Origin of the sequence: Sphingopyxis sp. FD7 (assembly GCF_003609835.1) — a bacterium.
Classification (GTDB): domain Bacteria; phylum Pseudomonadota; class Alphaproteobacteria; order Sphingomonadales; family Sphingomonadaceae; genus Sphingopyxis.
Window position 1 is genome coordinate 1584284 of record NZ_AP017898.1, and the last position, 12209, is coordinate 1596492.

Genomic DNA, 12209 nt, shown 5'->3' on the forward strand with positions numbered 1-12209 from the left:
CGGTCACCGATTAGTCTTTTCGGTCACCGATTAGTCTTTCCAGCCCCAGAAGAGGAAACAGGGCGGGACATTCACCCACTCGAACGCATCGTCGATGCGCGCGAAATGCGCGGCCAGGAAATCACGCGCGCGGGCGCGGAACTGATAGACGAGGAAGGCGCCGCCGGGGCGCAAAATGCGGTGCGTCGCCGCGGCGATCGCTGGCCCGACCCCCGCGGGCAGCGTCGAAAAGGGCAGGCCCGACAGCACATAATCGGCGTGATCGAACCCGTGCGCGCGAACGATTGCCTCGACGTCCGCGGCCGAGCCGTGAACGGCGATAAAGCGGCTGTCGCGGATATCCTTCCGCAAATAATCGATGAAATCCTCGTTCGTGTCGATCGCGATCAAGGTTGCGTCGCCCGCCATCCGCTCGAGCACCGGGCGGCAGAAGGTGCCGACGCCGGGGCCATATTCGACGAACAATCTGGTATTCTTCCAGTCGACGGGTTTCAGCATGTGGCCGATCAGCGTCGGCGACGACGGCACGATCGATCCGACCATCACCGGATGCTTGATGAACCCGCGCACGAACATGCCCCACGGTCCGAAAAAGCGCTTCATCCCCTCGCGCAGTCGGCGGACCAGCGGGGCCTTGGTTTGTTGGGCCTGCGCCCGCGGATTGGTCATATTGGCTTTCGCGTTGTTGGGTCGGTCAATTGCGTGGCAAAATCAGGGGCGTCGCGCAAGGAAAGAGTCTGTCTTGACTCTGGACAGCGGGGCTTTGGCGTGTAGGGAGAAGCGGCACTATCGACCGGAAAACCAGGGGGCGGACATGGCGACGGCATCGCATTCCATTCCCCCCGACCGTATGGCGGTGCTGTTTGCGGTGATGCTGGTGGCGGCGGCGGGCAACACCGCGATGCAGTCGATCCTGCCCGCGATCGGCGCCAAATTGCACATCCCCGACGTGTGGGTCAGCCTGGCGTTCAGCTGGTCGGCGCTGCTCTGGGTGCTCACCGCGCCGCACTGGGCGCGCCAGTCGGACAGGCGCGGACGCAAGGCGCTGATGGCGCTGGGCGTGATCGGTTTCCTGTCGTCGATGGCGCTCTGCGGCCTCGTCCTGTGGTCGGGGCTTCAGGGCTGGCTCGCGGCGGGCATGACCTTCATCCTCTTCGCGCTGTTCCGCAGTCTCTACGGCGGGCTGGGCTCCGCCGCGCCGCCGGCGGTACAGGCCTATGTCGCCGCGCGCACCGATCCCGAACAGCGCACGCAGGCGCTTTCGCTCGTCTCCTCCTCCTTCGGCCTCGGCACGGTGATCGGCCCCGCGGTCGCGCCCTTCTTCATCCTTCCTATCGTCGGTCTCGCGGGGCCGCTGCTCATCTTTGCGCTCATCGGGCTCGCCGTGCTCATCGCGCTGCGCTGGCGCCTTCCCAACGACGTCCCGCGCTTTGCCGCGCGCGGCTCGATCATGTCCTATCCGACCACTGGCGCCGCCTCGCAAGCCGCCACGGACGAGGAGGAGGTCGAAGAAGCGCAATCCCCCGACGGAGGCACGCCGTTGTCCGAGCCGTTGCGCTGGACCGACCGGCGCGTCCGGCCCTGGCTGCTCGCGGGCTTCCTCGGCGGGCAGGCGCAGGCGATGGTGCTCGGCGTGATCGGCTTTCTGATCCTCGACCGGCTCAACCTGCGGATGCGTCCCGACGAGGGCGCGGCGATGACCGGAATCGTGCTGATGGCGGGCGCCTTCGCAACCTTGCTCTCGCAATGGGGGCTGATCCCGCTGCTCAAAATGTCGCCGCGCACCGCGGTGCTCGGCGGCGCAGCGCTCGGCGGCGCGGGGACGCTGCTCACCGGCTTTTCCTACGATTTTCACGGCATCATCATCGGCTTCGCGCTCGCCTCGCTCGGCTTCGGGCTGTTCCGTCCGGGGTTCACCGCCGGCGCGTCGCTCGCCGTGCCGCGCCGCGACCAGGGCGGGATCGCGGGGATGACCGCCTCGATCAACGGATCGGCCTATATCGTGTCCCCCGCGATCGGCGTGCTCGTCTATAACTGGCACCCCATCGTGGCCTATGGCCTGATGGCGAGCTTCTGCGGCTGGCTCGTGCTCTGGGGCTGGTCGGCGCTGCGGCTCGACCGGCCTGATACATAGCGAACGACGCCAGCATATAATTCGTCATCCCGGCGCAGGCCGGGATGACATGCGCGCTCAATCGCGCGGCTCCTCATGCTTATGGTCGCGGACGGGCTTCAGCATCCCCGGCGCGAAAAAGCCGATGGGGTCGACGCTCATCGCCTTCTGCTTGATCTCGCCCTGGATTTTTTCATAATCCTTCTCCATCGCCTCGGTGACCGAGGCGCGCGTATCCTTGAGCGCGCTCTCGAAATCGGCCATCGTCACGACCTCGCTCGTCATCGACCGCTTGAGCGCGGCCAGTCCCGCGCGACGCACCAGATCCTCCAGGTCCGCGCCGGTGAAACGGTCCGCGCGTGCCGCCAGCGCACCCAGATCGACATCCTCCGCCAGCGGCATCTTCGCCGTGTGGATTTCCAGTATCCGTCTGCGACCGCCCGCATCGGGCACCGAAACATAGATCAGCTCGTCGAGCCGTCCGGGGCGCAGCAAAGCGGGGTCGATCAAGTTCGGGCGATTGGTCGCGCCGATCACGACGACCGATTGCATCTCCTCGATCCCGTCCATTTCGGCCAGGATCGTGTTGACGACGCGCTCGGTCACCTGCGGCTCGCCCGACGTCCCGCTGCCGCGCGCCGGAACCAGGCTGTCGAGTTCGTCGATGAAGATGATCGTCGGCGCGACCGCGCGCGCGCGCGCGAACAGCCGCGCGATCTGCTGCTCGCTCTCGCCATACCATTTGGACAGCAGGTCCGACGATTTGATCGCGATGAAATTGGCGTCCGATTCGCGTGCCGCCGCCTTGGCGAGCAGGGTCTTGCCGGTGCCCGGCGGGCCATAGAGCAGGAAACCCTTGGCCGGGCGAATGCCCAGCCGCCGGAAGGCTTCGGGATGCTTCAGCGGCAATTCGATGCCCTCGATCATCTTGTCGCGCGCGGCGTCCAGCCCGCCGATGTCGCTCCAGCGCGTCTTGGGCGCCTGCACCATCACCTCGCGCATCGCCGACGGCTGGACGCGCTTCAGCGCATTGTTGAAATCGGCGCGCAGCACACTGAGTTCGTCGAGCACCTCGGGCGGGATCGTCCCGTCCTCGAGGTTCAGCCTGGGCATGATTCGCCGCACGGCCTCGATTGCCGCCTCGCGCGTCAGCGCGGCCATGTCGGCGCCGACGAAGCCAAAGGTGGTGCGCGCCAGCTCGTCGAGGTCGACATCCTCGCCCAGCGGCATCCCGCGCGTGTGAATCCCCAATATCTCGCGCCGTCCCTTTTCATCGGGGACGCCGATCACGATCTCGCGGTCGAAGCGGCCGGGCCGCCGCAGGGCTTCGTCGATCGCGTCGGGGCGGTTGGTCGCCGCGATCACGACGAGGTTGGTGCGCGGCTCCAGCCCGTCCATCAGCGTGAGCAATTGCGCAACGAGGCGCTTTTCGGCCTCGCCCTGCACCTGTCCGCGTTTCGGCGCGATCGAATCGATCTCGTCGATGAACAGGATCGACGGCGCGGCCTTGGCCGCCTGCTCGAAAATATCGCGCAGCCGCTTTTCGGACTCGCCATAGGCGCTGCCCATGATCTCCGGCCCGTTGATGAGGAAGAATTGCGCCTCGCTCTCGTTCGCGACCGCGCGCGCGAGCCGCGTCTTGCCCGTTCCCGGCGGGCCGTGCAGCAGCACGCCGCGCGGCGGATCGACCCCCAGGCGGCGGAACAGCTCGGGATAGCGCAGCGGCAGCTCGACCATCTCGCGCAGCTGGTCGATCGTCTCACCCAGGCCGCCAAGATCGTCATAGGTGACGTCGGTGCGGCGCGCGTCGTGCGGCTCCTGATATTCGGGGAGAAGTTCGACCTCGGTATTCTCGTCGATCGTGACGACGCCCTTGGGGCTCGCCGACACGACGAGCAGCCGCACTTCGGCCAGCGCATAGGCCGGCGCATTGAGCATCTGGCGCAGCTGTGGCGGCATGTCGCCCGCCGACACGCGTTGCTGCCCCGCGGTCGCCACCGTATCGCCCGCGACGAGCGGACGACCGAAAAAACTGCGCTTCAGCGCGTTCGCCGAACCTTGCAGCCGCAGATTCTCCTGCGCGGGCGCAAAGACGACCCGCGTTGCCGCGCGTGTTTCGACGCGGCTCAGAACCACCACATCGCCCGCGCCCGCTCCGGCGTTGGCCCGCTGCAGCCCATCGAGGCGGATGACGTTCAGGCCCTCGTCCTCGGGATAGGGGGCGACGACGCGCGATGCCGTGTCGCGCTTGCCGCTGATCTGCACGATGTCGCCTTCGCTGACGCCCAGCGCGGCCATCGCCGCGCGCGGAATGCGCGCGATTCCGCCGCCGCTTTCCTCGGCGCGGGCGTTCGCAACCTGCAATTTGACCTGTTTTTCTTTTACCGCTGCATCGGCCAAGGCGTGTCTCCCGCAAAATGGTCAGAATGCCGAAGATAGGAGGCCGGTTCCCGATTTGCGACCCCCCGGCGCCCGGCGATTCATGCCGCAGCGCACAAAACTATGGCATGTCCCGCGCGCCCATGTCATCAACCGCGGTCGTTATGCCTCGCCTTCCTCCCCTCAGCAGCATGGAAGCCTTTCTGGAGGTTGCCCGTCACGGCACGGTCAAGGCGGCCGCGATCGAGCTCGGCCTGTCGATGCCCGCGTTGTCGCGGCGCATCCAGACGCTCGAACATGTCGTCGGGCGGCCCCTCTTCAACCGCCACCATCATGGGCTCAGCCTGACCGAGACGGGGCGTACGCTCCAGGGACAGCTTTCGCCGATTCTCGACGAGCTGCGCGCGGTCATCGCCCAGGCGGGCAGCCCAAATGCCTTGCTGCGCCTGCACCTCAACGTCCTGCCGCTTTTTGCGCAGCAGCGGCTGTTCCCGCGTTTGCCCGAGCTGAGGCGCCAGCATCCCGAACTGCATATCGACATCGACACCATGTCGCATGCCGAGGCGCGGCTGGGCGACGGCATCGACGCCGCCATTGCGCTCGCGCGGTCGATCGACCCGGCGCTCTACGCGGCGCGGCTCGATCAGGACAAGGTGTTCCCGATCGCCGCGCGGACGCTGACCGACGGCGACCGGCCGATCACCGTGCCCGAGCAATTGCAGCGGATGACCGTGCTTTTGCACCGCGAAATGCCCGAAACCTTCAGCGAGTGGAAAAAGGCGATCGGCATGCCCTATCTCGAACCCGCGGGGATCGACTATTTCGATTCGGGGCCGCTGATGCTCGAGGCCGCGGCGCAGGGCATCGGCATCGCCTTCATGCACGGCCATCATTTCGACGATGCGCACGACCCGCGGCTCGTCCGCCTGTTCGACTATGACGTCGACAGTCCCTACAGCTACTGGTTCGTCTGCCGCCCGCGCGCGCTGCGCCAGCCGGCGGTAAAGCTGTTCCACGACTGGCTGCTCGCGGCCAGAATCTGACGCTCCGACTATCGCAATCCAGGGGAAATGGTGCTGCTGGACAGGATTGAACTGTCGACCTCGTCATTACCAATGACGCGCTCTACCACTGAGCTACAGCAGCAACCGGGCCGCCGTGCAAAGCGATGCGCACGGGGCAGGCGCGGCCTATGGCGGGGCGTCCTTCGCCTGTCAAGGTGCGAGGCTTGACGATCGGATGATTTCGCGGGCATGCCGCATTCGTGAGCAAGACGCCCTCCCCCGCCGATCTCGAACGCGAACGCCGTCTGGCGGAGGCGCTGCGCGAGAACCTGCGCAAGCGCAAGGCGCAGGCGCGCGGGGCGAAGGGCGAAACGCCGCCTAAAGACTGACCGTCACCGTCACATCGTCGCCCTCGGCCAGCCCCTCGGCCTTGCGCACCGCGGCCTTGACGGGAAGCAGCCAGCCACCGCTTTCCCTGTGCGGAAAGACCGAAGTGGTCCAGCTGGTGTCGCCGATCGTCGCGCGCACCTTGGCCGATCCGAACCCGCGCCGCCCGTCGAGCCATTGTCCGCCGATCGCCGCCAGCCGGATGCCGTCGGCCGCCTCGCCCGCGATGGTCACGAAATGCCACGCCCCCGGCGAGGTCACCGATTGCCAGCGCCACAGCGGCGTCGTGACGGTGAAGGATTCCACCCGCGCTAACCCGCTCGTGTCGAGCGACGTCGAGACACCCAGCGTCGGTGCCCGCCATCTGGGCATCTCGACTTCGCTCGATGCAAACGAATTATCTGCGTCATTTCACTGCCGCCCGAACCGGCACCGGAATGTTACAGATGTCGGCGCCGCCCGCGGGTTTTATGAAAAAGGGATCGCGGCGATTGGCGCGCGCATCGGCATAACGCGCAAAGCTCTCGCTCTCGGTCGACAGATATTCGAATCGCGGCCGGTCGGCCTGCGGCAAATCGGTGGCGAGGCGAATCGATGCGATCGGCACCCGCTCCGCCTCCTCCTCGTAAAAGCCGAGCGCGCCTGTTCCGCGCGGCAGGCTCGACAGATGCTCGATCCCCTCGACGACGCGGCCGACGAGCGCGATATTGCGGTCAAGATGCCGCGGCGCATGGCCGATGACAGTATAAAGTTCGGCGCCGCTGCCGGTATCGGGCGACAGATTGCGGCCGACGCCGACCATGCCATAGCAATGAATGGCCCAGCCTGACCGACCGTCGTTGCTGCCAAAAGGCCACCCGAGAAAAAAACTATGCTTCTTAGCATAGGCATCCGGATGATCGACCCAAACCCAGCCCGGCGAGTATCCGCTCCAAAACATCGGTGGCGTTTTTCCGTCGGAAGGAACGCTACCGCCTGTGCCTTTTGTCGCGGTAACATATTCGCGCTCCGACACCTTCGCCAATCCCGCGGGGAGCGGCTTCTTCTCGGTCGCATCGCCCCACTGGACGACATAATTGTCCTGCACCCGGTTGATGCTCGTCCCGTCCCACCAATGCGCGGCGGCGAGCTTGCGGATGTTGCCGATCCATCCCTGGCTGAAGGGCGCGGGCATCAGCTGGATGACGACGCGGCGCGGCTTGCCCGCGCTATCGGGCGCCAGCTCCATCACCAGCAGGTCCGATGGCGCGATCGCGATCCAGTCCGCTGCGGGCGCCGCGGCGACGATTTCGCCCGGCGACGGCGGCGCGGGCGGCGCGTCCTCAGCAGCAGCGGGAGCGATGAGAGCGAGGGCCGCAACGGCGGCGAGCAGGCGATGGTTCATACGTCCTGTCTGCCACGCCCAACCGGCTTGCGAAAGCCCCGCCAACCGACTAGGGCGCGCCTTCCAGTGCGAATTGGTTCGGCACCCGATTCACGCTCCGTGCTTCGCACGAAACGACCGGGTGCATGATGCGGAGCGGTGGCCGAGTGGTCGAAGGCGCTCGCCTGGAAAGTGAGTATACGTCAAAAGCGTATCGAGGGTTCGAATCCCTCCCGCTCCGCCATTCCATCATAAGTTATTGATATAAAATAGATTTTCCTCCAGTCGCAAGCCCGGATTTCCGGTCCTTTCCCGTGCCATTCGCACCCCGGAGATCTGGCCAGATTCGGGGGCTTCTGGACTTCTGCCGCATTTTTCTCTCGGCGCCTTTTGCGTGCTACCAAGTCAGAACCCGCTGCCCCGGAGTAATCCGGAGCCGGACAATAGGTGAGCCGTCCCCGTCGGTCGGCGGGGACGGCATTAATTTGGTCTGATCGCGATTAACGCCGTTCCGATATTCCGAGACGCCGCCGCTGTTCGGTCCAGCTCAACGGGATGGCATCGGATTGCGTCAGCCGCTTGGTGTCGATGTGCGGCGGTGCTTTCCCATCGACGATCCGCGCGACGATGGCGGGATCGAGAAAGGCAAGCCGGATGACGCGCGTGATCCAGGAGGGGGTAACGCCTTCGGCCCTCGCGATTTCACTGATGGTGAGACCTGGCTCGTCGACCAGTCGGTTCCACCAGCGATGTGCTTTCGCGATGGTCGAGATCAGACCGCCGTCCGGCTCCCGCTCGTTGGCGGCGCGGCCATTGTCGAGCATCATCCGCATCGCCCGGCCGGAGCGCTTCACGATGGCGGGCACGACGATCGGCTGGAAGGAAGCATCCGAAGGAATGGGAATACCGAGATGCTTGCCCAGGCCGGAGGGATTAAGCTGGATCCGGACCTCGGCGGGCATGATGTCGATCCGGCTGATCAGGTCGCGCAGGAACAACTGAACGGCTGCCGCTCGCGAATCTCGCAACCTCTCGACCAGCACGCCACCCTGCTGGCCAATCATACCGATGTCATGTCCGTTGGGCAGGCGCGCGCCGATGATCTCGAACAGGCTGACAGGATCGGACAGCAGACCGCACAGGCGATCAAGGACCAGCCGCTCGATCTCTTTTGCGGGTACCCGCATTCCGCCGCCGCGAGGACCACCGGCGTTCCTGACGAGTGAACGGCTGACATAGTAGCGATGGCGAACCTGTCCCTTGTTGGCGTGTGTCGATATCAGAGGTTCGCCCCGATCGTCGAAAAGCAGTTGGGACAGCAATGAAGGGTGACGGGCTGACGGAGCCGAGCGCGGGCCGCCTCCATGTTCGAGGAGCTGGTGTTGCGCTCTGTCCCACAATTCCCGGTCGATGATCGGAGGATGCAGACCCGGATAGCTGGTGTCGCCATGGCGGATGCGGCCGATGTAGATCGGATTGCGCAGGATGGCGTGGATTTCGCTGCGAATGAACGGCTTGCCCCCGAAGGTCCGATCGCCCTTCATCGACAGGCGAACCGGTTTGCGGGTCCCATCCGCTTCCAGGCGATTGACCACCGCGCGGACGCTGCCGAGTTCCACATAGCTCTCGAAGATGAAATGGATAAGCCCGGCATGCTCCTCGGCGATCTCAAGCGTGCGACCATTTGGCTTGTAGCCCAGAGGGACGACCCCGCCCATCCACATGCCCCGCCGCTTCGACGCGGCGAGCTTGTCGCGGATGCGCTCTGCGGTCACCTCGCGCTCGAACTGCGCGAAGGACAGCAGCATGTTGAGGGTGAGACGCCCCATGCTCGTGGTTGTGTTGAACGACTGGGTGACGGACACGAAGCTGGTTCCGGCCTTGTCGAAGGCCTCGACCAGCCTGGCGAAGTCGAGCAGTGAACGGGTTAGCCGGTCGACCTTGTAGACCACCACGATGTCGATCCGGCTAGCGGCGATGTCGGTAAGCAGACGTTGGAGCGCCGGCCGCTCCAGCGTGCCGCCCGAGATGCCGCCGTCATCGTAACGCGCGTCGATCAGCGCCCATCCCTCGCTTGCCTGGCTGGCGACATAGGCGGAGCAGGCGGCGAACTGCGCGTCGAGCGAGTTGAATTCCTGCTCCAGCCCTTCCTCATGCGACTTGCGGGTGTAGATCGCGCAGCGGACCTGCTTCATTTGACTGGGTCTCGCTTGGACCGGAAGCCGAAAAAGGCAGGCCCCGACCATTGTGTGCCGGTGATGGCGCGGGCGACCTGGCTGAGGCTGCGCCATTCCCTGTTATTCCAGTGGATCACGCCTTTCTCATCCATGGTCACCACATGGGTGACGCCTTTCCAGACGCGCATGAGCCGCATGCCCGGCAGGATGGAGGTTCTCGGGTTCCCGGTGGCAACGGTTTCGCGCAGCCGGCGGCGTGTTGCGTTGGAGAGGCCGCCCATCGCCTTCTCCTGAAATCGATGGGCCAGCGCCAACCGGAGGAGACCGGCGCTGACTTTGGGCGGCGGCGTCCGGTGCCGCCGCCGCCACGTCTCGCGAAGTTCCTCGAGTTCCATGACCTCGAGCTCTCCGATCCATGCCTCGTGATCGCGGAGCTTCGGCATCAGCCCACGATCCTCCAGGCACGAACGCCATCGACCTTCTCGCTGGTGATGCCACGTCCCTTCTTGCGCAGGCCGGTGAGTGCAGCGCGTACCGTGTGCGGCAGCCAGCTTGTGTCAGCCGTGAGATCATCGAGCGTGGCGCCGCCCTCGCGGGAGAGCAGGTCGATCAGCAGAGCGGCCTTGGTTCCAGCCCGAGTTGGTGTCGGATCGGTGACCTGAGGAGTGGCCTTCGCATCAACAGCTTCGACGTCGGTCGCCAGCGCGGGAGACTCCTCCGCGCCGATCGCGGTTCGGCCAGCTTCGGTAATGGTGACACGCTCCCCCACCTTCGCGACGAGCTTGCGCCGGACAAGTGAGCTGATCGCCGCCTTCAAACGCTCTTGATCAGCCGAGACGCTGTCCGGCGCGGGCAGCAGGCCGCCATCCGCGCGATTGCTGGCGGCAGAGAGCAGGATGAGCTGCAGGTCATTAAGCTTGATAGTCATGAGTGGTGTCTCCTTCGACATAGAGCGACATCGCGCCGCTCCCACCACCCATGGCCCCGCCGGTCAGCCGGTCGGGGCGGCGGCCGTCCAGCCGGCCGCGATTCATGACGGCAGCAATGCTTCGTTCGTCCGCGAAGTCGAATGGAATGTGCGAGTGTGCTGGAAAAGCTGCGTCTGGACTTCGGCGATCGGCTAAGGCTTGGTCGGGCCATGTCCGGAGACGTCGAAACTCGCCAAGAAGCTATCCGCCGATTGTTCTATCTCGTGACCATTGCCGCCGAGGACGCGGCGGCATTGGCGGTCGAGGGACAGTCGAGAAGCTTGTCACCGGACCACGCGAAGGCTTCTGCGGCAACTCTTCGGGAACTGGGCATGAGGATTGACATTCTCTCATCGGCTATCCCGGAATTGATTGAGGATGTCGGAAATGGAGATGAGACGGCTTAGCCACCGCAGTCTTTGGAGCGCAAAACGAAAAAAGCTGTCGTTCCAATCCGACGATATCATCCTCAGCAACGTGCCACAATGTCGACCATCAGATGCGGAAAAGGGCGCTCGCGAAAGCAGATGTTCGCTCCAACTGGGATGTCACGAGGTCTGACGTGACCCCCTGATTTTCCTCCAACAGTGATTAGAGTCCGGTCTTGAAGGAAGGACGGACAGATGAAGCGTTTGAGGTTTTCGGAAGAGCAGATCATCGGGGTGTTGAAGGAAGCGGAGGCGGGCGCGAAGACCGGCGAGCTGGCGCGGCGACACGGGGTGTCGGAAGCAACGATCTACAACTGGAAGGCCAAGTATGGCGGCCTTGAGGTGTCGGAGGCGAAGCGGCTACGCTCGCTCGAGGACGAGAACGCGAAGCTGAAGCGGTTGCTTGCGGACTCGATGCTGGACAATGCGGCGCTGAAGGATCTTCTCACAAAAAAATGGTGACGCCCGCCGTTCAGCGGGAAGCGGTCGCCCATCTCCAGGCTTGCCATGGGATGAGCGAGCGGCGGGCGTGCCGTGTCACAGGCGCCGATCGGAAGAGCATGCGCTACCGGTCGCAGCGTGGCGACGATGCCGAGGTTCGGGAGAAGCTGCGCGAGTTGGCGCAGCAGCGTCGCCGGTTCGGTTATCGGCGCCTGCATATCCTGCTGCGCCGGGAGGGCGTGATGATCAACAGGAAGAAGACCCAGCGCCTGTATCGAGAGGAGGGGCTGATGGTCCGACGAAGACGCAACCGGCGCCGGGCGATCGGTGCGCGGGCGCCCGCACCGGTGCTCGCGCTGCCGAACCAGCGGTGGAGCCTCGACTTTGTGCATGATCAGATGGCGTCAGGTCGGCGGTTCCGGGTGCTCAACATCGTGGACGATGTCACGCGGGAGTGCCTGCGCGCGGTGCCCGACACGTCGATCTCCGGGCGCCGGGTCGTGCGCGAGCTCAGCGATCTGATCGAGGAGCGCGGCAGACCGGGGATGATCGTCAGCGACAATGGGACCGAGCTGACATCGAACGCGGTGCTCGCATGGTGCGGTGAGGTCGGGGTCGAGTGGCATTATATCGCGCCGGGCAAGCCGATGCAGAACGGCTATGTCGAGAGCTTCAATGGCCGGATGCGCGATGAGCTTCTGAACGAGACGCTGTTCCTCGACCTCGATCATGCCCGCACAGTGATCGCGGCCTGGGCCGAAGATTACAACCAGGCGCGGCCACACTCGGCCCTTGGATATGAGACACCGGCGGCGTTCGCCGCCGAACTGCATAAGCAATGGCCTGTGCAGCTACGCCCTTCGGGCTCCGCTGCACAGGCCATTGCTTACACTGCGCTCATGCGCAACAAAGCTGCTGGGCTCTAATCCCCGCTGGTGGAAACCAGGGG

General features: G+C 65.0%; 12 protein-coding genes and 2 tRNA genes. 6 read left to right on the forward strand and 8 right to left on the reverse strand.

The genetic code is table 11. From position 1 onward, the window contains the following. Positions 1-30 precede the first annotated feature (30 nt). The gene (locus SPYCA_RS07395; RefSeq protein ID WP_120219616.1) at positions 31-669 is read right to left on the reverse strand and encodes a class I SAM-dependent methyltransferase; all 639 of its coding nucleotides are present in this window, start codon (positions 667-669) and stop codon (positions 31-33) included. 145 nt (positions 670-814) lie between these two features. Between SPYCA_RS07395 and SPYCA_RS07400 the strand changes: the two genes are divergently transcribed. Further along, positions 815-2134 carry an MFS transporter gene (locus tag SPYCA_RS07400; protein WP_120219617.1) on the forward strand — a complete coding sequence of 440 codons (1320 nt, stop codon included), beginning with the start codon at positions 815-817 and terminating at the stop codon, positions 2132-2134. Between the two features lie 57 nt (positions 2135-2191). Here SPYCA_RS07400 and SPYCA_RS07405 read toward each other — a convergent pair whose 3' ends face one another. Continuing rightward, positions 2192-4513, reverse strand: a complete 2322-nt coding sequence (locus SPYCA_RS07405) for a CDC48 family AAA ATPase (RefSeq protein ID WP_120219618.1) — start codon at positions 4511-4513, stop codon at positions 2192-2194. 143 nt (positions 4514-4656) lie between these two features. Here SPYCA_RS07405 and SPYCA_RS07410 point away from each other — a divergent pair, with 143 nt between their 5' ends. Beyond that, positions 4657-5535, forward strand: a complete 879-nt coding sequence (locus SPYCA_RS07410) for a LysR substrate-binding domain-containing protein (protein ID WP_120219619.1) — start codon at positions 4657-4659, stop codon at positions 5533-5535. Between the two features lie 28 nt (positions 5536-5563). On the opposite strand, the gene SPYCA_RS07415 is transcribed toward SPYCA_RS07410, so the two are convergent. Then, a tRNA-Thr gene (locus SPYCA_RS07415) sits at positions 5564-5638 on the reverse strand. Between the two features lie 118 nt (positions 5639-5756). On the opposite strand from SPYCA_RS07415, the gene SPYCA_RS19690 reads away from it, so the two are divergent. Beyond that, positions 5757-5885: a hypothetical protein gene (locus SPYCA_RS19690; RefSeq protein ID WP_269462443.1), complete on the forward strand. Its 129-nt coding sequence runs from the start codon at positions 5757-5759 to the stop codon at positions 5883-5885. Here the strand turns inward: SPYCA_RS19690 and SPYCA_RS07420 are convergent. Further along, a complete protein-coding gene (locus tag SPYCA_RS07420; protein WP_232003582.1) occupies positions 5875-6255 on the reverse strand; it encodes a DUF1905 domain-containing protein in 381 nt (126 codons plus the stop codon). The genes SPYCA_RS19690 and SPYCA_RS07420 overlap by 11 nt on opposite strands. Before the next feature lie 34 nt (positions 6256-6289). Beyond that, entirely contained in the window at positions 6290-7267 is a 978-nt protein-coding gene (locus SPYCA_RS07425; protein WP_120219620.1) for a peptidylprolyl isomerase, read from the reverse strand. A gap of 132 nt (positions 7268-7399) precedes the next feature. Between SPYCA_RS07425 and SPYCA_RS07430 the strand changes: the two genes are divergently transcribed. Further along, positions 7400-7490 (forward strand) — tRNA-Ser (locus SPYCA_RS07430). Between the two features lie 256 nt (positions 7491-7746). Here the strand turns inward: SPYCA_RS07430 and SPYCA_RS07435 are convergent. The 3 genes from SPYCA_RS07435 to SPYCA_RS07445 are packed head-to-tail and all read right to left on the reverse strand — an operon-like array spanning position 7747 to position 10351. Beyond that, positions 7747-9441: a recombinase family protein gene (locus SPYCA_RS07435; protein WP_120219621.1), complete on the reverse strand. Its 1695-nt coding sequence runs from the start codon at positions 9439-9441 to the stop codon at positions 7747-7749. Further along, positions 9438-9866 (reverse strand): DUF2924 domain-containing protein, encoded by a 429-nt coding sequence (locus SPYCA_RS07440; RefSeq protein WP_120219622.1) that lies wholly within the window; start codon positions 9864-9866, stop codon positions 9438-9440. The genes SPYCA_RS07435 and SPYCA_RS07440 overlap by 4 nt, the downstream gene beginning before the upstream one ends. Then, positions 9866-10351: a DUF3489 domain-containing protein gene (locus SPYCA_RS07445; protein WP_120219623.1), complete on the reverse strand. Its 486-nt coding sequence runs from the start codon at positions 10349-10351 to the stop codon at positions 9866-9868. The genes SPYCA_RS07440 and SPYCA_RS07445 overlap by 1 nt, the downstream gene beginning before the upstream one ends. A gap of 156 nt (positions 10352-10507) precedes the next feature. Here SPYCA_RS07445 and SPYCA_RS07450 point away from each other — a divergent pair, with 156 nt between their 5' ends. Both SPYCA_RS07450 and SPYCA_RS07455 read left to right on the forward strand, forming a co-directional pair. Then, positions 10508-10798: a hypothetical protein gene (locus SPYCA_RS07450; protein WP_146625099.1), complete on the forward strand. Its 291-nt coding sequence runs from the start codon at positions 10508-10510 to the stop codon at positions 10796-10798. Between the two features lie 216 nt (positions 10799-11014). Beyond that, positions 11015-12186, forward strand: a protein-coding gene (locus SPYCA_RS07455) for an IS3-like element ISSpma3 family transposase (RefSeq protein WP_120218809.1) whose coding sequence is annotated in 2 segments (ribosomal slippage) — positions 11015-11267 and positions 11267-12186 — 1173 coding nt in all. Because the reading frame shifts where the segments join, the coding sequence is not laid out codon by codon here. Positions 12187-12209: the final 23 nt, after the last annotated feature.